The 20,296-nt window shown below is 61.2% G+C and carries 27 protein-coding genes; 11 read left to right on the top strand and 16 right to left on the bottom strand.

Annotated elements, in window-relative coordinates:
• Positions 1-25: 25 nt before the first annotated feature.
• Complete coding sequence (locus Q0899_RS06600) at positions 26-628, top strand: pyridoxamine 5'-phosphate oxidase family protein (protein ID WP_298297560.1); 603 nt, start codon at positions 26-28, stop codon at positions 626-628.
• Here Q0899_RS06600 and Q0899_RS06595 read toward each other — a convergent pair.
• Genes Q0899_RS06595 through Q0899_RS06585 form a run of 3 tightly spaced genes read right to left on the bottom strand, consistent with a single transcriptional unit; the run spans position 625 to position 2,387 of the window.
• On the bottom strand, positions 625-978 hold the full coding sequence (locus Q0899_RS06595) for a hypothetical protein (RefSeq protein WP_299191682.1): 354 nt from the start codon (positions 976-978) through the stop codon (positions 625-627). The genes Q0899_RS06600 and Q0899_RS06595 overlap by 4 nt on opposite strands.
• On the bottom strand, positions 975-1,694 hold the full coding sequence (locus tag Q0899_RS06590) for an SDR family NAD(P)-dependent oxidoreductase (RefSeq protein WP_299191680.1): 720 nt from the start codon (positions 1,692-1,694) through the stop codon (positions 975-977). The genes Q0899_RS06595 and Q0899_RS06590 overlap by 4 nt, the downstream gene beginning before the upstream one ends.
• A gap of 9 nt (positions 1,695-1,703) precedes the next feature.
• A complete protein-coding gene (locus Q0899_RS06585; protein ID WP_299191678.1) occupies positions 1,704-2,387 on the bottom strand; it encodes a hypothetical protein in 684 nt (227 codons plus the stop codon).
• Between the two features lie 106 nt (positions 2,388-2,493).
• Between Q0899_RS06585 and Q0899_RS06580 the strand changes: the two genes are divergently transcribed.
• Positions 2,494-2,889 (top strand): cytochrome c, encoded by a 396-nt coding sequence (locus tag Q0899_RS06580; RefSeq protein ID WP_299191676.1) that lies wholly within the window; start codon positions 2,494-2,496, stop codon positions 2,887-2,889.
• A 90-nt stretch (positions 2,890-2,979) separates the two neighbouring features.
• Here the strand turns inward: Q0899_RS06580 and Q0899_RS06575 are convergent, their stop codons facing one another.
• Positions 2,980-3,219, bottom strand: coding sequence for a hypothetical protein (locus Q0899_RS06575; RefSeq protein ID WP_298356754.1), 240 nt, complete (start codon positions 3,217-3,219; stop codon positions 2,980-2,982).
• Between the two features lie 269 nt (positions 3,220-3,488).
• Here Q0899_RS06575 and Q0899_RS06570 point away from each other — a divergent pair, with 269 nt between their 5' ends.
• Positions 3,489-4,367, top strand: coding sequence for a BRCT domain-containing protein (locus Q0899_RS06570; RefSeq protein ID WP_298356756.1), 879 nt, complete (start codon positions 3,489-3,491; stop codon positions 4,365-4,367).
• Here Q0899_RS06570 and Q0899_RS06565 read toward each other — a convergent pair.
• Positions 4,364-6,316 carry a DNA topoisomerase IV subunit B gene (locus Q0899_RS06565; RefSeq protein WP_299191673.1) on the bottom strand — a complete coding sequence of 651 codons (1,953 nt, stop codon included), beginning with the start codon at positions 6,314-6,316 and terminating at the stop codon, positions 4,364-4,366. The genes Q0899_RS06570 and Q0899_RS06565 overlap by 4 nt on opposite strands.
• A gap of 177 nt (positions 6,317-6,493) precedes the next feature.
• On the opposite strand from Q0899_RS06565, the gene Q0899_RS06560 reads away from it, so the two are divergent.
• Both Q0899_RS06560 and Q0899_RS06555 read left to right on the top strand, forming a co-directional pair.
• On the top strand, positions 6,494-6,811 hold the full coding sequence (locus Q0899_RS06560; protein ID WP_298356762.1) for a hypothetical protein: 318 nt from the start codon (positions 6,494-6,496) through the stop codon (positions 6,809-6,811).
• Between the two features lie 91 nt (positions 6,812-6,902).
• Positions 6,903-7,580 (top strand): glycoside hydrolase family 25 protein, encoded by a 678-nt coding sequence (locus Q0899_RS06555; protein ID WP_299191671.1) that lies wholly within the window; start codon positions 6,903-6,905, stop codon positions 7,578-7,580.
• A 14-nt stretch (positions 7,581-7,594) separates the two neighbouring features.
• Here the strand turns inward: Q0899_RS06555 and Q0899_RS06550 are convergent, their stop codons facing one another.
• A complete protein-coding gene (locus Q0899_RS06550) occupies positions 7,595-9,148 on the bottom strand; it encodes an FAD-binding protein (RefSeq protein ID WP_299191669.1) in 1,554 nt (517 codons plus the stop codon).
• A gap of 228 nt (positions 9,149-9,376) precedes the next feature.
• Between Q0899_RS06550 and Q0899_RS06545 the strand changes: the two genes are divergently transcribed.
• The gene (locus Q0899_RS06545; protein WP_298297615.1) at positions 9,377-9,694 is read left to right on the top strand and encodes a hypothetical protein; all 318 of its coding nucleotides are present in this window, start codon (positions 9,377-9,379) and stop codon (positions 9,692-9,694) included.
• A 21-nt stretch (positions 9,695-9,715) separates the two neighbouring features.
• Here Q0899_RS06545 and Q0899_RS06540 read toward each other — a convergent pair whose 3' ends face one another.
• Positions 9,716-11,038, bottom strand: a complete 1,323-nt coding sequence (locus Q0899_RS06540) for a mechanosensitive ion channel domain-containing protein (RefSeq protein ID WP_299191667.1) — start codon at positions 11,036-11,038, stop codon at positions 9,716-9,718.
• Between the two features lie 326 nt (positions 11,039-11,364).
• On the opposite strand from Q0899_RS06540, the gene Q0899_RS06535 reads away from it, so the two are divergent.
• Both Q0899_RS06535 and Q0899_RS06530 read left to right on the top strand, forming a co-directional pair.
• The gene (locus tag Q0899_RS06535) at positions 11,365-11,712 is read left to right on the top strand and encodes a hypothetical protein (RefSeq protein ID WP_299191665.1); all 348 of its coding nucleotides are present in this window, start codon (positions 11,365-11,367) and stop codon (positions 11,710-11,712) included.
• A gap of 48 nt (positions 11,713-11,760) precedes the next feature.
• Positions 11,761-13,125: an MATE family efflux transporter gene (locus Q0899_RS06530; protein ID WP_299191663.1), complete on the top strand. Its 1,365-nt coding sequence runs from the start codon at positions 11,761-11,763 to the stop codon at positions 13,123-13,125.
• Here the strand turns inward: Q0899_RS06530 and Q0899_RS06525 are convergent.
• From Q0899_RS06525 to Q0899_RS06505, 5 genes are all read right to left on the bottom strand, one after another.
• Positions 13,122-14,093 (bottom strand): hypothetical protein, encoded by a 972-nt coding sequence (locus Q0899_RS06525; RefSeq protein ID WP_299191661.1) that lies wholly within the window; start codon positions 14,091-14,093, stop codon positions 13,122-13,124. The two genes, Q0899_RS06530 and Q0899_RS06525, sit on opposite strands and share 4 nt — an antisense overlap.
• 15 nt (positions 14,094-14,108) lie before the next feature.
• Entirely contained in the window at positions 14,109-14,270 is a 162-nt protein-coding gene (locus Q0899_RS06520) for a hypothetical protein (RefSeq protein ID WP_299191659.1), read from the bottom strand.
• Positions 14,271-14,314: 44 nt separating this feature from the next.
• Entirely contained in the window at positions 14,315-14,722 is a 408-nt protein-coding gene (locus Q0899_RS06515) for a hypothetical protein (protein WP_298297633.1), read from the bottom strand.
• A 92-nt stretch (positions 14,723-14,814) separates the two neighbouring features.
• Positions 14,815-15,189 carry a GFA family protein gene (locus Q0899_RS06510; RefSeq protein WP_298356779.1) on the bottom strand — a complete coding sequence of 125 codons (375 nt, stop codon included), beginning with the start codon at positions 15,187-15,189 and terminating at the stop codon, positions 14,815-14,817.
• A gap of 65 nt (positions 15,190-15,254) precedes the next feature.
• A complete protein-coding gene (locus tag Q0899_RS06505; RefSeq protein WP_298297640.1) occupies positions 15,255-16,457 on the bottom strand; it encodes a pyridoxal phosphate-dependent aminotransferase in 1,203 nt (400 codons plus the stop codon).
• Between the two features lie 87 nt (positions 16,458-16,544).
• On the opposite strand from Q0899_RS06505, the gene Q0899_RS06500 reads away from it, so the two are divergent.
• The 3 genes from Q0899_RS06500 to Q0899_RS06490 all read left to right on the top strand — a co-directional run bounded on the left by Q0899_RS06500 (position 16,545) and on the right by Q0899_RS06490 (position 17,810).
• A complete protein-coding gene (locus Q0899_RS06500) occupies positions 16,545-16,937 on the top strand; it encodes a helix-turn-helix domain-containing protein (RefSeq protein ID WP_298297643.1) in 393 nt (130 codons plus the stop codon).
• Complete coding sequence (locus Q0899_RS06495; RefSeq protein ID WP_298297646.1) at positions 16,937-17,221, top strand: succinate dehydrogenase assembly factor 2; 285 nt, start codon at positions 16,937-16,939, stop codon at positions 17,219-17,221. The genes Q0899_RS06500 and Q0899_RS06495 overlap by 1 nt, the downstream gene beginning before the upstream one ends.
• Before the next feature lie 91 nt (positions 17,222-17,312).
• Positions 17,313-17,810, top strand: a complete 498-nt coding sequence (locus tag Q0899_RS06490; protein ID WP_298297649.1) for a winged helix DNA-binding protein — start codon at positions 17,313-17,315, stop codon at positions 17,808-17,810.
• 3 nt (positions 17,811-17,813) lie between these two features.
• On the opposite strand, the gene ccmD is transcribed toward Q0899_RS06490, so the two are convergent.
• The 4 genes from ccmD to ccmA all read right to left on the bottom strand — a co-directional run bounded on the left by ccmD (position 17,814) and on the right by ccmA (position 20,141).
• The gene (ccmD, locus tag Q0899_RS06485; RefSeq protein WP_298297652.1) at positions 17,814-17,975 is read right to left on the bottom strand and encodes a heme exporter protein CcmD; all 162 of its coding nucleotides are present in this window, start codon (positions 17,973-17,975) and stop codon (positions 17,814-17,816) included.
• Complete coding sequence (locus Q0899_RS06480; RefSeq protein WP_299191655.1) at positions 17,972-18,733, bottom strand: heme ABC transporter permease; 762 nt, start codon at positions 18,731-18,733, stop codon at positions 17,972-17,974. The genes ccmD and Q0899_RS06480 overlap by 4 nt, the downstream gene beginning before the upstream one ends.
• Before the next feature lie 131 nt (positions 18,734-18,864).
• Positions 18,865-19,521 (bottom strand): heme exporter protein CcmB, encoded by a 657-nt coding sequence (gene ccmB / locus Q0899_RS06475; protein WP_298297658.1) that lies wholly within the window; start codon positions 19,519-19,521, stop codon positions 18,865-18,867.
• A complete protein-coding gene (ccmA, locus tag Q0899_RS06470) occupies positions 19,518-20,141 on the bottom strand; it encodes a heme ABC exporter ATP-binding protein CcmA (protein WP_299191653.1) in 624 nt (207 codons plus the stop codon). The genes ccmB and ccmA overlap by 4 nt, the downstream gene beginning before the upstream one ends.
• Positions 20,142-20,296: the final 155 nt, after the last annotated feature.

Here is a 20,296-nt window from a genome sequence, read left to right as displayed (position 1 = left end):
AATGGAATGCTATGGAGCTGTGTCGATGCCGAATGTCTATCATGAGATCGCGTTTACCCCTGCCGTAAAGGCGCTGCAGGAGGCTGAGGGCAGCCGCGAGATGTACGCCAAATATGAGGCGTCCGAGAAGCGGATGAAGACGGAATTGGGTGAGCCGGAGATGGGATATATTGCGGGGCGAGACTCGTTTTATATGTCATCCGTGTCGGAGACCGGGTGGCCTTACATGCAGCATCGTGGCGGGCCGGTTGGGTTTGCCAAGGTGCTGAACGCGCAGGAATTTGGGTGGGCGGAGTATTGGGGGAACCGGCAATATATCTCGACCGGGAACATTGCGGGCAACGACCGAGTGTCGTTGTTTTTCATTGATTACGCGTCGAAGACACGGCTGAAAGTCTATGGCCATGCGCGGGTTGTGGGGTTGGACGACCCGGTGATGGAGACGCTCACCGAGGGCAGCGACGGGTTGAAGGTGGAGCGGGGCATGGTCGTGACAGTGGCGAGCTTCGAGTGGAATTGCCCGAAATATATCACCGAGCGCTACACCAAGGGCGAGGTGCAACAGGCGTTGGCCCAAATGGGCGCGCGGATCGCGGAGTTGGAGGCGCAGCTGGCGGCGAAGGGTTAGGGGCAGTTTTGCGGCGGGATGAGCGTTGATTTGTCGACGCCGGAGAACCGCGTTGTGGTTTGACGCATGCAAGCCTCCGCAAGTTCGGGGTGAAGCGCGTAATACAGGCTCGGAAGAGTTCTGCGTGATCCGTCGGCCAATTCTATGACAATCCCGGGCTCGCTTCGGGCGGCGTTTTCGGAGCTGGTGCGGGAGGTCCCCCGTTCAATGATCGATACGCGCACAAATGTCGGTTCAGTTTCAGGTTCCAGCCAAAAGACCATGATGGCTCCCAACATCAGAGCCAAGATAATCCACACAAAGACCGAGCTGGCCAGACGGGCCTTGTTGCGGCGGGGCGCCCGGCTCAATAGGTGGCCCGCCCGCCGGACAGATCAAACACCGCACCCGTCGTAAAGCTGTTCTCGGCGGAGACGATCCAGGCGATCATGTTGGCGGCTTCCTCGACCTCCAGGAAACGCTCGCGCGGGATTTTGGAGAGCATGTAGCCGATATGCTCCTCGCTCATCTGGTCGAAAATCGGCGTGCGGGCGGCGGCTGGGGTGACGCAGTTGACCGCGATGTCCTTATCGGCGTTTTCCTTGCCCGCCGATTTGGTGAAGCCGATGACGCCCGCCTTGGAGGCGGAATAGGCGCAGGCGTTGGGATTGCCCTCCTTGCCCGCGATGGAGGCGATGTTGAGGATGCGCCCGTAGCCGCGGTCCCGCATGCCCGGCAGCACCGCCTTGTTGGTGTTGTAGGTGCCAGTCAGGTTGATGGCGACGATCTGCGCCCAAGCGTCATCGGGGTAGTCCTGAATGGGCATGTTGGGCCCGGCGACGCCCGCCGAGTTGACCAAAATATCAACGGGACCAAGGGCTTGTTCGGTGGTCTTAAGTGCAGACTGGACGGAGGCCATATCCGCAATGTCGCAGCTTGCGTTGAAATCGCCCGCCTCCGAGGCAGTCATATCCCACACCGCGACCTTGGCGCCGGAGGCCTGCAGGCGCGTGACCACCGCCAGCCCGATGCCCTGCGCGCCGCCGGTGACGATTGCGGTTTTGCCGGTGAGATCGATGGTGTTCATGTAGGCTCCTTAGCTGCAAATGCCTTGGGTCATGACGCCTTTCCACGGCAGCACAACCGGGGTTTGGGGCAGGATTTTGCTGAGATTTTGGATCGGGAATTCCTGTTCCAGCAGGGCCTTCAGCCGCTGGGTGCGCCTGCCCTCGGGGTCCAGCGCGGCGCAGCACACGTATTCGGCGGCAATTGCGCCCTGTTGCTCGTAGCCGTAGTCGAGGAATTTGGCCTCGTTGGACAGATCAAACAGGTAGGGGTCTTCGGAATACTGGTGCTCGCGGGCGGCTTTCAGCGGGTGGTAGCCGGTGCGGTCGCGGTGCTGCCATTGCCATGTGTGCACCAGTTCATGGGCCAGAAACATCGTGGCGCGCAGATGCGCGGCGCGGGGCCAGGCGGCCATGTAGTCGCGGGCGGCGATGTCGGGGTTCACGGTGATCTTGTTGAACAGCACGGTCGCCGCGGGGGAGCCGGTGTAATGCGTGTCGGTGCTGGGCGGCAGGATATTTTCGGCGCAGGTGGTGCGCGGCGGGATGGGCGAGGTGGAGACGTAAAGCTTGATCAGCGGGTTCTGCACGATGCGCACCTTTTCGGTGTCCAAGCCCTCGCCGTGCCAGGCGCGGGCGAAGGCTTCCTCCCCCTCTGACAGGGGCCTGCCGCAGGCGGCGGTGAGGGCAAGAAGGAGCAGGGCGGCACGTCTCATGGGCGGAGAGTGGCCGACAGGCGGGGTCAGGGCAAGGGCTTGATTTGGGTCAAAGTAAGGGCTGCGGCGGGCGGCTAGGTTGGCAGGACCAAAACAGGAGCAGCATATGAGATATTTGGCCTTTCTTGCCGCGGTTCTGGCCGCCGGGTGCGCGCCGGAGCCCGAAACGCCAGACGGGGCGCGGCTTTTTGCGGAGAATTGCGCGGGGTGCCACGGGGCGGACGCCAAGGGCCGCGGGCAGGCGGCGACAGAGCTGGCGGTGCGGCCGGCCGACCTGACGCAGATCTCGGCGCGCAATGGCGGGTTGTTCCCGATGGCCGAGGTCTTGAGCACGATTGACGGGTTCCACCGCACGCGCCTGCCCGAAAGCGCCATGCCGGAATGGGGGCTTATCTTCAGCGACCCGACCGAGCTGGTGGATGTGGGCGACGGGGTGATGACGCCCGTGTCGCCCGAAATGCTGGCAATAGCGCAGTATCTGGAGGCGTTGCAGGAGGAGTGACTCGCCGCCGGTGGGGGCGCTGGTTTGGCCCGTGTCGATTGCATATTTTTGGCAGAAAGAAGCGTGGGCCCGGGCCGCCAGCCGGCCGCGTCAGGCCCGCTTGATTTCGTCAAAGGCCGCTTCCAGGCGGTCAAACTCGTGCTCGTCGAGGCGCACATAGAGGATGTTGCCCCAGGAGCTGAAGCGCAACATGTATTCAGGGTTGGCGGCGGTGCCGCGTTTTTGCACGCGGAGATTGGTGTGGTTCAAGCCCGGCCTGACCTCCGCCCGTGGCGAGGTGAAGGAGGAGAAGAAGTCCCTGAACGAGCTGTACATGAAATTGAATTGCATAGGGTCCTTTCTGTTGGGGGTAACTTAGAGGTTGGGACCGGGTGGCAGCGTTTCATGGGGAATTGGAGCGGCGGTTTCCCGATTTCGTGTATTTTACTTTGGGTTTCGGCGCATTCCTGCGCGGCTTGGGTGGGGTGGTGCGTGTTAATATGCACCCGACGCGTGCTACGGCTTGCCAGCTTTGACTACGGATGTTGCATTGAAAGCGGTTCTAATCCACGATTTGGCAAACGTGATTTCAAATAAAATATTTCTGTATGGAGAGTGAATTGAATACTTGGGATGTTGGTAGTGATGCACTTGCGCGTGTTCACCGTGAGGCTAATAACGGAAAATTTTCAGGCTATTTTACTGGGTTTCTGGAGGGTGTCCGGGCGAGTCAAAGAATTGAGCTTGGTGAAGTTGAACCTTTGGTTGTTGTATGCGCGCAGATGTTGGACGCAATGGGGGACGAAGACGCATACGACATACTAGAGGATTTCAAAGCTGACGTTTTGGATTTTCAGCAGCTGGAAGACATAGTTGTATTCCGAAGCAAGAACCTAAAGCAGAACTGCCAAAAAACAGAAATAAATAGGTTTATGGGCTATTGCTCAGGAATAGCTTGTGATGACCTAATCACTCTTGAGGAGGCGCAGGGGGTGCTTAATATGGCAGCAGCATCACCGTCAGTTCTGGAAGATCCCATTTCTCGTACCATCGTCGTCTGCTGTGCGGATTCAGTAGATGATGGAGTGATCGACCCGGGGGAATCACAGGAGATTTGTCGCGCGATCACCCGGCTAGTGGGAGATTGCTACGCAGATACTGGAATCAGTTCGCTTGGATATGTGCCGGTATTTGAAGAAGCGACACTATCTTCGATAGACGACTTTGAGAATTCGCTGCTTGTGTTGACAGGAAACTTCGAAACTAAACCGCGTCGAATTCTTGAGGACTACCTTGCTGCATGTGGCGCACGGGCAAAGTCGTCGCCATGCAAGAAAACCAATTTCGTGATAATAGCAAATGAGTCTTCTCGGGACTGGAAATATACTCACAAAGGTACCAAAATTGAAAAGGCTATTAAGTTAAGAGAAGCCTCCGGTAAGCCCGAGTTTATTTCAGAAACACAGCTGATGAAGTTGCTAGCTAGTGCAAATATCTAAACATCCACATCCTCAACAAACCGCGCGTTCTCCTGAATGTACTCGAACCGCAGTTCCGGCTTCTTGCCCATCAGCCGCTCGACCAGGTCGCCGGTCTCACCCGGAACGTCCTCGCCTAGGGTGACCCGGATGAGCTGGCGGGTTTTGGGGTTCATGGTGGTCTCTTTGAGGTCCTTGGCGTCCATCTCGCCCAAACCTTTGAACCGCTGCACGTCGATCTTGCCTTTGCCGCCCAGACCCTTCTCCATCATCTTGTCCTTTTCCTCGTCATTGGGGACGTAGATGCGGTGCGCGCCTTGGGTGAGGCGATAAAGCGGCGGGCAGGCCAGATACAGGTGGCCCTGATCGATCAGCGGGCGCATTTGCACGAAGAAGAAGGTCATCAGCAGTGACGCGATATGCGCGCCGTCGACATCGGCGTCGGTCATGATGATGATCTTTTCATACCGCAGGTCGTCAGCGTTGAACTTCGCGCCCATGCCGCAGCCGAGCGCTTCGCACAGATCGGAAATCTCGGCATTGGTGGTCAGCTTGTTTGAGGCCGCGCCCAGCACGTTCAGGATTTTGCCTTTCAGCGGCAACAGCGCCTGCGTTTCACGGTTGCGCGCGCCTTTGGCGGAGCCGCCAGCGGAGTCGCCCTCGACGATGAACAGCTCGGTGCCCTCGCGCGATTTGGCGGTGCAGTCGGTCAGCTTGCCGGGGAGGCGCAGCTTCTTGGTTGCGGATTTGCGGGCCGTTTCCTTTTCCTGGCGGCGGCGCAGGCGTTCTTCGGCGCGCAGCACGAGGAAGTCGAGGATGGCTCCGGCGGATTTGGTGTTGGCGGCAAGCCAGTTGTCGAAATGGTCGCGCACCGAATTCTCCACCATGCGCTGCGCATCGACCGTGGCCAGCCGGTCCTTGGTCTGGCCCACAAATTCGGGGTCGCGGATGAAGCAGCTGACCAGCGCGCCGGCCCCGGTCGTCAGATCCTCGCGGGTGATGGTGGAGGCCTTCTTGGTGTTGGTCAGCTCGCCATACGCCTTGATGCCTTTCAAGATCGCAGCCCAGAAGCCCGCCTCATGCGTGCCGCCCTCGGGCGTTGGGACGGTGTTACAGAAGGATTGCATGAACCCGTCGCGCGACGGGGTCCAGTTGATCGCCCATTCGACCTTGCCGGGTGCGTTGAACTTCTCGAACGACACGGAGCCCGCGAAGGGCGCATCGGCATAGGTTGTCGAGCCGCCCAGCGTTTGCATCAGGTAGTCCGACAGCCCGCCGGGGAAGCGGAACTTGGCCTCCGACGGTGTGGTGCCGTCGTCAATGCCGGTCTTCCAGCGGATTTCGACGCCGGAGAACAGGTAGGCCTTGCTTTCGGCCATCTTGTAGAGCACCGCCGGTTTCAGCTTCAGCGGGCCGAAGATTTCGGCATCCGGGTGGAAGGTGACGGCTGTGCCGCGCCGGTTGGGGGCCGCGCCGATCTTTTCCAGCTTGCCCTGCGGCACGCCACGGGAGAATTCCATGGCGAAGAGCTCTTTGTTGCGGGCCACTTCCACGCGCAGATAGTCCGACAGCGCGTTGACGACGGAGGAGCCGACGCCGTGCAAACCGCCAGAGGTCTGGTAGCTATCGCCTGAGAATTTGCCGCCCGCATTCAGCGTGCAGAAGATGATTTCCAGCGCCGACTTTGACGGGTCCTTGGGGTGCGGGCCGGTGGGGATGCCGCGGCCGTTGTCGCGGATGGAGACATGGCCACCATCATGCAGCTCCACCTCGATCCAGGTGGCGTGACCGGCGACGGCCTCGTCCATCGAGTTGTCGATGATCTCGGCGACCATGTGGTGCAGCGCGCGCTCGTCCTTGCCGCCGATATACATGCCGGGGCGCAGGCGGACATGTTCCATGTCCTCCAGCACCTCGATGGAGGAGGCGTCATACTGATCTGCGGATTCGGTCTTCAGAAGGTCGGACATGGGCTGGCTGCTCTGCTCTTTTGATTGCGGCTGAGTATGCCAGAGTGCGCGGGGCGGGGGAAGGGTTTGCGGTGCCTGGCGGGCAGAGGGATTGCTGGATTTTTCGAGGTGAATGTGTAGGCTTGGGGCACCTGGATACCGCTTGGCGTCGTCCAGTGCATTTGAGGAGAGTGGTAAATGGGACTAAAAATTGCATTATTCATGGTCATCGCGTTCGCGATCGGGACCTGTGAGACACCGAGATACTCTAGTCCGCAATTGGTCGGCACATATTCCTACGAGGGAAAGGAATACCAAATCGTCAGTATGACTTATCAGACCAATTCCTCTGGCGGCAGCGCCTATTTTCTATACGAGCCGGGCACCGACGACTATTTTCCGCACAAAGCTGCCGCATCCTGCTTGGATACGTCATTGGAAGCGTGCCGCACGGAATTCGGCAAGCAGCTGCGTGCCGCCGGGTCGGCCGTCCGCGATGAGGGCGGCATGTACTAATTTGGCCCGGCTCGGGCGGGGCAAGGAGGTATACAAATACGCCTTTTTCGGCAATGATACGGCATAGCTTTTCTTATTTGAGATGTCTGCCATGCCCAAATTGCTGCTTTGCGCGCTTGCGCTTTGTTTAAGCCTCCCCATCGCCGTCAATGCCGAGACCCTGACCAGCGGCGTTGACGTGTCCCACGATCAGGGCCCGGTTGATTGGGCCAAGGTGAAGGGGGCGGGCGTGGATTGGGCCTACGCCAAAGCGTCCGAGGGCGACACGGTGGGGGACCAGACCTTTGCCACCAATTGGCCCGCCATGAAATCCGCCGGGCTGACGCGGGGGGCCTATCATTTCTACGTGGTGGGAGACCCGCCCAAAGACCAGTTGGCCAATTTCACCAAACACGTGACGCTGGAGCCCGGGGACCTGCCGCCGATGGTGGACGTGGAGCGCAAGCAACACCCGCAGGGGCGCACCGCGATGATCGCCGACCTGCATGAATTCCTGAGCCTGTTGAAGGCGCATTACGGGGTCACACCGATCGTCTATACGGAGCCCGCGTTTTGGAACGCCAATTTCGACGGCTCATTCTCGGATTACCCGCTTTGGGTGGCCGAATACGGGGTACGCGCGCCGCGCCCTGTCACCGGTTGGACCGGCTGGACGATCTGGCAGCATTCTGAAAGCGGCAAGGTGTTAGGGATCAACACCCCGGTCGACCTGGACCACTTCAAAGGCACGTTGCAGGACCTGAAAAAGCTGGCGGTTCCGGGTGGATAAAGCCCGGGCATTGCCTATTGCCGTGGCCCCAATATCCCCATCTCGAAGCCCAGCCGGTTGTCCTCATCCACCTGCTTTTTGATGCGGTAGAGCTCGTCCCATGATCCGCCGTAATAGAGCCGAATTTTCTGTTTGCGGTCGGGGAAGTTGATGAACGCGCCTTCAACGTGACCCGTGTCGGCAAGCTTTTTGCGGAAGCCGCAGACCCAGTCAAGGATCTCGCAATTCTTCACCTTGGGTGAGTCCTTTATCCACCACGCTTGCACCTGCAACATGTAGGCCTTGCCGCGCCAGGGGAAGGCGGCGTCGACATTTTGGGTGGTATCCGCGCCGCATCCGCCCATGCCGTGCAGGCTGAGATACATATTGGTATCCGCCTTGTCCTGATGGGCGTCGATATAGGCCTCAGCGGCAGTTAGGACCGCCTCATCACACCCGTCTTCAACGATGGCGGAGCTGATCTTATGCGGCTCGGGGGTTTTGCAGGTGCTTTTGGGGCCGTCCGCCGACAGCGCCCCGACCTGCAACGCATAGGCCTGCAGCGGCAGCAGCTCGCCGGTGGCATTGTCGCGGGGACCTTCGCCCCCGGCGCTCAGGAACATGGCGCGCTGATAGCTGTCCTGCGTGCCGAATTCATGCGGCTCGATACTGATCGAGAAGGGCTCTTTCGCCAGCACCGGCTTGAGCGCCTCTGCGCAATCTGCCTGTGGGCCGTAGAACACCCCGATGATGGAAAACGCGGGCCGCCGCAGCTCGATGGCGTCGCCATCGGCGACCGACATGCGGGCGAATGTGTTGAGCCTGTGATCGGCTGATCTGCACAGCTCCATCCACGCCAAAGCCGCCTCGTGACGGCTGGGTTTGCCATATTGTAGTGCGAAGGTGGTGAAGACCGGGCCGGGGTCGTAAAGCTCGAACTTGAAGCGGGTGACCACCCCGAAATTGCCGCCGCCGCCGCCGCGGATGGCCCAGAACAGGTCCTTCGCCGTGGCGAGGTCGGTATTGCCTTTGGTGAATTTTTCCTTGTCGAAGGACACGATTTCCCCGTCGGGCAGCACCATCTCCACCTCGCGCAGTGCGTCCACTGTCAGCCCCTTGTTGCGGTAGGACATGCCCCAGCCGCCGCCATTGGTCAGCCCGCCCACATTGACCGAGCCGCAGCCGCCCGTTGGCATCATCCGACCATGCGAGGCCAGCTCGCCAATGATCTCGCCGAGCTTGCGTCCGGGCGCGATCCACGCGAAGTCACCGATGATCTTCAGCGGAATGTCGGGTTGCATCACCAGCACCACGCCATCGTCGTTGGAGCACATACCCTCGTGGTGATGCCCGCCGGAGCGCACCGAGATGGAGATGTCTATGCCCTCAAGCGACTGCATCCAGAAAGACACGTCTTGCGCGTCGCGGCAGGTCACGATGACCAGCGGATCGCTGTCCAGCCGCGCGTTGTGCACCGCTTTGCGCTCTTTGTAGTCGCCGCTGTTGCACGTGGTCACGGTCATGCCGCGCGCGCAGGCCTCGGTGATGATTTTTGTAATGTCTGGCGGTGTCGCTGATGCGTTGGTCATTCAATGATCCCCTTAAATACCGGTCGTGAAATGGCCCCCCAACGGGTGCCACAGCCGAAGCCTAGCGCCGGCATCGGGCGCAGACCAAGGAATTTCCGCTACGGGCGCCCAGTGCCGGGTGCGCGCCGAAACTACGATGCCGGCCTGGCGCGTCACCAAAATTGGTGATGCGTGACCGGGGAAAAGCGGCCAAGCTGCGGCTCTGTGGGGCAAAGAATGAGAGGTGTTATGAGACGATTTGTATTGGCGGCGCTGGCGCTAAGCTTCCTGGTGACCGCGTGCACCGTTTACGGCAACCGAAAGCGCGTAGGGACCTTCACCTATGAGGGCAAGGACTACCCGGTGTATAGCGCGATTGAGGACGGGCCGTTCCTGTCGCCGGGCGCTGTGTTGCTTATGTATGAACCGGGGGCCAACCTTGCGACCGCGTCGCCGATAGAGGTGTGTGAGGGTGAAGACCTGGAGGCTTGCCGGACCCGGTTCGGCAAGGCGCTTCGCCCCAAGGAGGCGACGCCGGTGCGCGACGAGGGCGGCATGGGGTATTGAGGGCTGATGCCGGTTGGGCGCCTAGTCCTGACCGGGCATCCCGCCTTTGATTTCGATAACGCGGCGCGGGTAGGGCATCTCGATGCCTTCGTCCTTCAACGCGTTCCAGATCAAAAACAGGATGTCGGAGGTGTATTTATGCTCCCCGTCATCCAGCCCGTTCACCCAGAATTCACAAGCAAAGTCGACGCCGCTTTCGCCGAAACCGCGCAGCTCGCAATCGGGGGGGAAGGGCTCGGACAGCACGTCCTTGTGGGTGGCGACAGCTTTTTCCACGATGTCAGGGACGCGGTTGATGTCGGTCTCGTAGGTGACGGAGAAGGGGGCTTCGAACCGGTTGGCGGAGCCGGAGTCGGAGTAGTTGATGACGCGGGTGGTGATGAAATCCTCGTTGGGCACCACGACCCAGCGGCCGTCGAACGTCTCCAGAATGGCGGCGCGGGCCATCATCTTGACGATCTTGCCCTGTTCGCCGCCATCGAGTTCCACGTAGTCGCCGACGGTGGCCTGACCTTCCAAGAGCAAGATCACGCCGGAGATGAAGTTGGACGCGATTTTCTGCAGGCCGAAGCCGAGGCCCACGCCGATGGCGCCGCCCAAGACGGCCAAAGCGGACAGATTGATGCCCATGATGTTCATCAACAACAGGAACGCCGCGCCGAAGATCAGGAACTCGACCGCCTTGATCAGCAGCGTGCGCAGCGAGGGGCGGATTTCCTGCTGCTCGATATAGTCAGCGGATTGCTGGTTGGACCAGCCACCGAGCCAGAACAGGATCGACCCCGCGATGACCCCGCGCACGATCGCCATCAGCGAGAAGCCGATATTGCCGATCTGCACACGGGTGTCTTCCAGAAACAGCGTGGCGTTGTCCAAAAGCCCGACCGCATAGAGCGCGGCCACCGGGATCAGGATGTATTTGCCAAGAAGCTTGAGGAACGGGACCTTCAGAATGTCGCGCACGAAGATGCGGGCGGCAATGAAGATGAAGACGCGTTTGCCAAAGGCGATGACCTCGCCGGAGCCGAAGATTGATCGCGTGGCCTGTTCGCCGACGCCAGTCAACACGAAGGCGATGAGCGGCAAGAGCAGCGGCAGGAATTGCAGCACGAAACGGCGCGCGGTTGCGAGGGCGGATTGATTGTCTGCCGGCGGGGTCAGCACTTTGGCGATGCGGGGCACCGCCATGCGGCTGACCACCACCGCCAGACCATAAGCCACCACCAGAATGGCAAATTGCGACCATGCGGCGGGGGACAGCAACCAGCCTTGGGCAATGTCCCAGCCCTGCGCCAGATAGTCCAATGCCTGGGCCACGAAAGGGGGCAGCGTGTCGGTGTCCATAATCGGTCTCGCCTGTCAGTCTTGCTGCACCGCTATGTCACAGCCGCCGCGCGTGAGGCAAGCGTGACCTGATTGAGCGCCTGCGGCGCGCGCCATATTTAGCCTCGCGGTGCTCGGCGCCCGCCCTGATCCGAAGGGCGCGCGTCGGGCCAGCGGGGACATATGAGTATTTGAGACCAAATGGAGCGACATCCGGACAGCCAAACTTTTTGGGCCGCATCACCAGAATTGGTGACGTCGAACGCCGCGCTTTGGGCCATCCTTTTGGCAACGCGTGTTGGCAACGCGCGGTACTTGCAAGAGGGACAGAGAAGGGGAGACCGATAATGAAGGCAATTGCGAAGACATTGGCGGCGGGGCTGATATTGGCGGTGAGCGCCTGCTCGTCGTTTGAGAATTTCAAGCGCATTGGCACGTATGAATACGAAGGCACGCAATACGATATCTACACAGCGGACGACGTCGAACACAGCGACAGTCAGGTCAACCAAAGCTCCTACGTCCTTATTCCAAAAGGCGAGAGGGCTCACCATTTGAATGTTGTGGTAAGCTGCGACATTGGCCTTGGCGGGCCATCGGCGGCCGGCTTGAAGGAATGCGAAAGGGAATTGGGCCGCCAGCTAAAGAACAAGGCGAACCCCACCGCGCCGCGCCAAGAAGGTGACATGTACTGACGCGCATTACCGCTTGAAATGGCCCCGGCGCAGGCGTAGCGCTGGGCCATGACCTACCCCCAGCACATACGCGCCCTTCTGGTTCTTGGGCTGCCACTCATTGGCAGCCACCTGGCGCAATTTGCCGTGCATGTGGTCGATACCATCATGCTGGGGTGGTATGACCTGACGGCGCTGGCGGCCTCGGTGCTGGCGACCTCCTTCTTCTTTGTGGTGTTCATCATGGGGTCGGGCTTTGCCTTCGCGGTGATGCCGATGGTGGCGGAAGCGGCCGAAAAAGACGACGCGATGCGCATACGCCGCGTCACCCGCATGGGGATGTGGCTGTCGGTGATCTATGCCGCCGTGTTCCTGCCCGCAATGATCTGGTCGGGGGCCTTGCTACAATTGGCCGGGCAGACGGAGGAGCTGTCGGCGCTGGCGCAAGACTATCTGCGCATCGCCGGTTTCGGGCTGTTCCCGTCTTTGCTGGTGATGGTGCTGAAAAGCTACCTGGCCTCGATGGAGCGCACGCAGGTGGTGCTGTGGGTGACCGTCGCGGCGATTGGCGTCAATGCGGGGCTGAACTGGCTGCTGATTTTCGGAAATGGCGGCTTCCCGGAAATGGGGCTGCGCGGCGCGGCTTTGGCATCGGTGCTGACGCAGGTGCTGACCCTCGCGGCGCTGGGCCTCTATGCCACGCAGGTCGACGGGCTGCGGGACCACGCCTTGTTCCAGCGCATCTGGCGGCCCGACACGGGCGCGCTGGACGAGGTGTTTCGGCTGGGCTGGCCCATTGGGCTGACCAATCTGGCCGAGAGCGGCATGTTTTCCGCCTCCGCGCTGATCATTGGGCTGATTGGCAAGCTGCCGCTGGCCGCGCATGGAATTGCGCTGCAAATCACCAGCGCCACCTTCATGATCCATATCGGGCTGAGCCAGGCGGTCACCGTGCGCGCTGGTCGCGCGGTTGGGCGGGGCGACATGGCGGGGCTGGGGCGCGGCGGGATGGCGGGCGTCGGGCTGTCGCTTGGGATTGTCGGGCTGACGATGATCGCGTTCCTCGGTGTGCCCGAACTGCTGATCAAAGGCTTCATCGCCCCCGACGAGCCGAACCGGGAGGTGATCCTGACCATAGGCGCGTCCCTGCTGGCGGTGGCGGCGCTGTTCCAGCTGGTGGATGCGGGCCAGGTGATGGCGCTTGGCGTGCTGCGCGGCATCCAGGACACCCGCGTGCCGATGATCATGGCCGCGTTCAGCTATTGGGTGATGGGCATCCCAGCCAGCTACATTCTTGGCATCACGCTGGGCTATGGCGGGGTGGGCGTGTGGATGGGGCTGGTCATCGGCTTGCTGTTTGCCACGGTGCTGCTGTGGTGGCGCTTCCTGCGCCGCTTCCGCGAGATGTCGGCAGGTGTGGCGCAAGGCGGCTAGTCCGAAGGACCTTCATAGAGCTTGATTTCGAGGCCAAGCCGGGCTGCCAACTGCTCCGCCTGCGCATCCAGCGCGTGCGGGTCGCCATGGGCGTAGGCCAGCGTGATCCAGCTTTCTGGCAAATGGGTCTGGCCGGAGCGGGCGAAATTCAACTTCACAAGTGCCTCCATGCCGCCCCGACCGCCGGTGATGCGATCCAGGGCTATGGCGGTGATCCAGCTGCGTGGCACGATGTCGACCAGCCCGGGCGCGGTGGCGCATAGCAGCGCCGCATCGTCTTGCGCGAAAGCCGGGCCGAGGGGCAGGGACGCCAAGTCACCCGGCCAGTCGCGGGTCAGCGGGCCGACAGGGCCGTAGGCGGCGGATTGGTGCGCGCCCAAATCCAAAGGCTGCGCGGTCTCGCAATAGGCGCGTTCTTCGGCGCTGAGCGGCGGCCGCCACGCGGGGGTGAAGGTAATCGACGCTTCGGTAATGGTTTCTGGAAACATGTCGTGCCGGGAATTGCGGCCCTTGTCCTGGCGCTCAGGCGGCCAGACGGTGCAGCTGAGCCTCGCATGGCCGAACCGCCACTCCCGCGCGACCGTGTTCGACGTGCTTGACGGCTCGCCTTTGCCAAACAGGCCGACAAGCGCATGGATCGCCTTGGCGTAGTTGAGGCGGTGGTCAGCGCTTTCCTGCACGGCGCAGAAGAAGTAGTTGGCCGGCACCAGCAGGTCGGTGTCGCGGGAAAACTGGAAAGTGGGCTGGTGGGCCAGCCCCGCAATGAATTGCGCGTGGCCTTGCGGCGTGCAGGTGTCGAGAGCCTCGCTCCACCCAATCGGGTAGGACCCGTATTGGGAAATCAGATCGGCCATCGGGGTGCGAAACGGAATGCCGCAGGCGTCGAGATGGTCCCAGAGCGGGGCTTCGGGTGCGGCTCCGACGAGGCGCCTTTTGCCCGCGGATGCCAAACGTTTCAACAACTTCATCTGGCGACTATGGCATTATTCGGCGGGGTCATCCAGCCGCGTGACGGGGACGCCGATGCGCTGTGCGACCTGCTGTGGCGGCGTCAGCCAATGGTCCGACGTGGCATCATAATGGGGGGTAAGCGCGGTGGTAAAGTCCCGCCCGCTTGCCCTCTGCTGGCGTAGCAGGCCCGCCATCGGGCGCCGGCAGGGTGGGGCAGTCCAACCACATGGTTTTCGTTCTACCCGTCACCCTTCAAGAGCCGGTCCGCCTTCTTGCGGACCAGCACGGTGCGCAGGTCATGCATCGCCAGCAAAAGCCCGTCAGTGACGTCTTCAAGCTGCTCTTCATCGGCGCGGGTCTGCGCCCAGTGGGTTGTGAGGTTGAGATAATCCACGGCGCGGTAGATGTCATCGATGGCGCGGGTTTCCATCACCGCGATGCGTTCGTTCATCCAGTCCTGGATGACCTCCATCTCGTCAGGCGTTAGCTCATGCTCGCCATGCGGCTTGATCTGCCCGTTCTTGACGTTGACCACCGCAATTTCCGACATGTCGATGCGGCGCTGCCGGTTCTCGGTGTCCACCCGAAACACGGTGGCCCCGTTCTCCCGAACGCGAAAATAAAACTCTGGAAGCTCGCCTGCCATGTCCTGTTACTTGCCTGTGACGTGAACGTTAGGCGTGCCTAGCACAAGTCAGTGCGCTCGGGGAACAGGGATTCTTGGCGCTTAATTCCCCGTTAACCTTTGTCCCAGGGTTGGCGGCTGCTTTCAAAGACATGGTTGCCAAAATCCACCTCTGGCGGATGTGACAGCGCGCCGGGGTAGATGAAGACCAGGTCAGCGGCCTTGCCGGTGGCCTTGAACAGCGGAGACCCGCATTCCGCGCAGAACGAGAAGAACAGGTCGCTGCCCGCGTCCGATTTCTGAGTGTAGGTCTTGACCGGCCCTGCGGAAGAGAATGCGGCGCGGGCGACGCCGATCTGCGGCAGATGCCCCCCGCCTGAGACGTGCTGGCAGTCCCGGCAATAGCATTGAATCGCGAATTTATGGGGTTCTGTGACGCTGAAGCTGGACGCCCCGCACAAGCACTGGCCTGTTGTTGTCTCGTTCATTGGATCCTCCGACCTGAGTTGGAGGATCCTAACACCAAAGCGCTGTTTCGCGAAGTCGCGGGTCCCTAAGTCAGCCCCGCGCAGAAAGCCTGAATGCGGGTGCAGGCCTCTTTCAGGTTCTCATCCGACGTCGCATAGCTGACGCGGAAGTTGGGGCTGAGCCCGAACGCCGCGCCGAAGACGACGGCAACGCCGTGCTCCTCCAGCAAGGCCGTGGCAAAGACCTCGTCGTTCTCGATCAGCGTGCCAGCGGCCGAGGTTTTGCCGATGCAGGCAGCGATGGAAGGGTAGACGTAGAATGCGCCCTCCGGCGTCGGGCAGGAAACGCCCTCGGCCGCGTTCAGCATCTCGATCACCATATTGCGGCGACGGACGAATGTCTCGTTGTTGGGCGCAAGGAAATCCTGCGTGCCGTTCAAAGCCTCAACCGCGGCCCATTGCGAGACGGAGCAGGGGTTCGACGTGGATTGCGACTGCACCTTGCGCATCGCCGCGATCAGCTTTTCGGGACCGGCGGCGTAGCCGATGCGCCAGCCGGTCATGGCATAGGCCTTGGACACCCCGTTGCAGGTCAATGTGCGGTCGTAGAGCTTTGGCTCCACCTCCGCCGGGGTGCAGAATTCGAACCCGTCATAGGCCAGATGCTCGTACATGTCGTCGGTCATGATCCAGACATGCGGGTGGCGCAGCAGCACGTCGGTGAGTTCCTTCAGCTCCTCGCGCGAATAGCCCGCTCCGGTCGGGTTGGACGGCGAGTTGAAGATGAACCATTTGGTGTTTGGCGTGATCGCGGCCTCCAGCTGGTCGGCGGTCAGCTTGAAATTGGTCTGCAAGGAGGCCTCCGCCACCACGGGGGTGCCACCTGCGAGCAGCACCATGTCGGGGTAGGACACCCAGTAGGGGGCGGGGATCACAACCTCGTCGCCCTCGTTGAGGGTCGCCATCAGCGCGTTATACAACGTCTGCTTGCCGCCAGTGCCCACCGAGACCTGCGCGGGGGTGTAGTCCAGCCCGTGGTCGCGTTTCATCTTGGCGCAAATCGCCTCTTTCAGCTCCGTAATGCCGTCTGGCGCGGTGTATTTGGTCTTGCCGTCCGCAATGGCCTGCACAGCGGCGTCCTTGATGTTTTGCGGCGTGTCGAAATCCGGCTCCCCCGCGCCAAGGCCGATCACGTCCTTGCCGGCGCGTTTCAGCTCAGCGGCCTTTTGCGTCACCGCAATGGTGGGGGACGGTTTTACGCGGGACAGGGTTTCGGACAGGAAAGACATAGTGTGACGCCTCGTCAGGTTGCATATGTACTCTTCGGCTTTTAGGCAGGGCAGCAGGCGCGTTCAAGCGCTGATATGGAGACACCGATGAGCGAGCAGGCAGAAGATTATTTTGGCAATGACACGGCAACATTTGGCGACCGTGTGACCGCCGCCCGCGAAGGGCTGGGGCTGGATCAGGAAACCTTTGCCCGCAAGCTGGGGGTCAAGCTGAAGACCGTGCGCGGCTGGGAGCAGGACCTCAACGAGCCGCGCGCCAACAAGCTGCAGATGATGGCGGGCATGTTGAACGTATCGATCATGTGGCTGCTGACCGGCGAGGGCGAGGGGCTGCGCGACATGGATGAGGAGGGCGCGCTGCCCGCCGACATGGCCGAGCTGCTGGTCGACCTGCGCCGCACCCAGGCCGACATGAGGGGGCTGACCAACCGCATGGGCCGGATGGAGAAGCGCCTGAAAGCCATGCTGGACGGCGTCTGATGCGCGAAGAGCCCCGCCATGACGAGCCGCGCGAGACGCGGGTGCGCCGTCTCAAGCTGCGCTCCATGCGGCGTGGCATCAAGGAGATGGACCTGATTTTGGGCGGTTTTGCCGCCGCGGGTTTGGACGGGCTGAGCGACGCGGATCTGGCGCTGTATGATGAGATGCTCAGCGAAAACGACCATGACATGTATGCTTGGGCCTCGGGGCAGGCCGCCGCGCCGGACCGTTTCGCCGCACTTATGGCACATGTGGTGGCCACTGGCGGCGCGCTAAAACGCTAAAATTCTTCTCAATTCCGTTTTTGGCTTAACCGAATATTCAACTCTGAGGCTCTATCACCGCTTCAAGAGCAGTTAAGCCACGGAGAAAATGATGAGTATTCAGCAACGTTTCATGCCCTCGGAGGCGCATGATTTCATGGCAGGCTATCTGGAAAGCCTCGCCCTCGTGGAACGGCTTCATCGCCTGTTGCTGGACGTCATCAAGGATGAATTCGAACGGCTGGGCCTTTTGGACATCAACGCCGTCCAGGCATTGCTGCTGTTCAACATTTCCGACAACGAGGTCACGGCAGGCGAATTGAAGTCGCGCGGCTACTACCAGGGGTCAAACGTATCCTACAATCTCAAGAAGCTGGTCGAAATGGGCTATATGCACCACCAGCGCTGCGAGATTGACCGCCGCTCGGTGCGGGTGCGTCTGACCCAAAAAGGGCGCGAAGTGCGCGACCACGTGCAGGGCCTGTTCTCCCGCCACGCGGAGGGGATGGAAAAGAACGGCTTGCTGGGCACAAACGGAATTGACGAAATCAACGGATCGCTGCGCCGGATGGAACGGTATTGGAGCGACCAGATCCGTTACATCTACTAAAGTTTATTTGGGCTTTTCGCCCAGCTGGGCTTCGATTTGCGCAAGCTGACGCTTCACCGCCCGGCTGCGCCAGACCGACAGCGCGATGATTGCAATCAGCGCCAACAGGGACACCGCATATGCGCTCAGGACGGCGTCCTGGTATTTTCCAAGGTCAGGCATCATTGCGCGGGACTTTCAACGGGAGCAGCAGCGGCGGCCTGTTCGCGCGCCAGCAGCGCCTTATATCTTCGGCTTCGTATTTCGGTGCGCGTTCTCAGCAAAACCAGCGCGATGAACAGCAACCCAAACCCAACCATAGAGATCGCCAGCGGCACAAAGAACACATCCGAGACTGAGCGTTCGCCGGTGGCCACCGGCACTGATGTGCCCTGGTGCAGACCCTGGTTCCAAAAATTCACCGCATAGCGGCTGAGCAATGCAAACACCGACCCGACCAGGCAAAGAATTGAGGTCAGATCAGCGGCGGTATCTTGCGTTTCAATCGCCTGCCACAGCGCGATGTAGCCAAGGTAGAACAGAAACAGGATCAGAAACGAGGTCAGGCGCGGATCCCAGGCCCAATAGGTGCCCCACATGGGTTCTCCCCAGATTGCGCCGGTGAGCAGGGCGATCACCGTCATCGTCAACCCCACAGGCGCGGCCGCCTTGGCCGCAAGCGCAGAGACATGGTGGCGCCGGACCAACCAGATCAGGGAGGCAACCAGCATCATCAGCCAGGCATTGATGGCCATCAACGCGGAGGGGACGTGCAGATAAATGATCTTGACGGTGGAGCCTTGGCGGAAATCATCGGGGGTAAAGAAGAAGCCCCAGATCAGCCCCGTCGCCACGCTGATGGCCGCCGACACGGAAAAGAGCGGCAGCATCCACGACGTGGTACGCATGAACTGCGTGGGGTTGGCGTATCTCCAAAGCGACATGATGCCGGTGTTACTTGAGCTGGCAGTGCGCCGCAATCGCAACCCACGAGAATGTTAGCGACGGCGGTTGGAATTTTCTTCGTCCGAAGAAAATTGCTCAAAACTCTTCGACGAAGAGTTTTACCGCTACGTCACCGCAAATTCATGCGCAGAGCAGCCGCCGTCGCAAACGGCAGCAGCGCCACGCAGCCCGCGGATATCCCCGCCATCAACAGCAGCGGGGTCGTGGCGTCCAGCCCCTCTGCGCCGCGGCGTGCGGCCTCGGCCCCGAAAAGTAGGGTTGGCATATAGAGCGGCAGCACCAGCAGCGAAATCAGCAACCCGCCGCGTTTCAGCCCGACCGTCAGCGCCGCACCGAACGTGCCGATCACCGACAAGGCGGGCGTGCCAAGCGCGAGCCCCAAAACCAACCATGGCGTGGCTTGGGCCGGAAGGCTCAGCAACTGCCCGAGCGGGGCGGCGGCCATTGTCAGCGGCAAGCCGGTCGTGATCCAATGAGCCAGCGACTTCAGTGTCGCCACGCCTTCCAGCGGCAATGGTGAGGTCGCAAGCAGGTCCAGCGTGCCGTCTTCGAAATCCAGTTGGAAGATGCGGTCAAGCGACAAGAGGCAGGCCAGCAACGCGCCCACCCACAGGATGCCCGGCGCGATTTTCGCAAGCGTGCCACTTTCAGGCCCGACGCCAAACGGCACCAGAAGGCACAGGATCAGGAAAAAGGCGAGGCCAAGGCCGAAGCCGCCGCCCGCGCGGACGGCCAAAGCCAAATCACGTCGCAGAAGGGCGATCATGACAGGGCCTCATCCAGGAATGGATCGCCCATACCTGTTTGCGCGGCCCTGAATTGGGACAATTCCAGCGTTTCGGCCTCTGCCAGCCCCAAGTCGATATGGGTTGCGATGACGGCCGCGCCGCCGCCTGCGAGATGGCCGCGCACGGCGTCCGCAAATTGCGCAACGGCGGTGGTGTCTAACGACACGGTCGGTTCATCCAGCGCCCAAAGCGGCCGGCCGGTGAGCACCAGCCGCGCCAGCGACAGGCGGCGCTTTTGCCCGGCAGACAGGTTTTGCGTGCGCCGCTCCAGCAACGGGCGCAAATCAAACGCATCAAGGGCCGCGGCCACATCGTGCGCGCCGAAAATTTGCGCCCAGAAGGTCACTGTCTCAAGGACGGTCATCTGCGCCTTCAGCCCGTCGGCATGGGCGGCGTAGGCGACGTCATCGGTGGAAAAGCCCAGCGACCCCGCGACAGGCGGCGTCAACCCGGCGAGACACCGCAACAGCGTGGTTTTGCCGGACCCGTTTGGCCCGCGCAGGATCAATGCGGTTCCCGGCCGCACCGTCAGGTTGACCCCCGAAAGCACCGTCAGGTCGCCGCGTCGGCAGGCCAGATCATGAACCGAAAATTCCATTTCACCGCCTTAGCGGATTGGCGCGGCGCAGGGAAGGGAGGGGCAAAACATGCCGCACGTATCGAATTGTATGCAATAGTATACGAAAATGTCGGAATCCCCCTTGATCCCTTTACCCGCTTGGCGGTAGAGCAGGGCCAAATTCATTGTCATCG

This window comes from uncultured Litoreibacter sp. (assembly GCF_947501785.1).
Taxonomy (GTDB): domain Bacteria; phylum Pseudomonadota; class Alphaproteobacteria; order Rhodobacterales; family Rhodobacteraceae; genus Litoreibacter.
Note: the sequence above shows the minus strand (reverse complement) of the source record. Positions and strands in the feature narration are given on the sequence as shown.